We start from the raw sequence: 243 nt of genomic DNA on the forward strand, positions 1-243 counted from the left end.
CGCCCGGATTTTCCGGCGGCGCGCCAGGATCAGTATCTCGATGAGATCGCCTGCGTGGCTGAAGCGCTTGGCGCACGCGAGGTCCCGCGTTCACGGGCAGCCATCGCCGATTACATTGAGCGCATGCGCCCGCAATTGCGTTGCGACGATCGCACCCGCGCCACCTTGCAGCTGGTCTTGAATGCGCCTGCTCCCAATGCGGTAGCGCAACCGTGGACACGGCTGATGATGCGCGGTGGGGTG

At 65.4% G+C, this 243-nt stretch carries 1 protein-coding gene; it reads left to right on the plus strand.

What is annotated here, in order from left to right; genetic code table 11:
- The coding region (locus ACZ3HH_RS30975; RefSeq protein ID WP_465810527.1) for an oxygenase MpaB family protein at window positions 1-243 on the plus strand (243 nt) is incomplete at both ends.

This window comes from Pseudomonas sp. PME37.24/025, assembly GCF_055556615.1.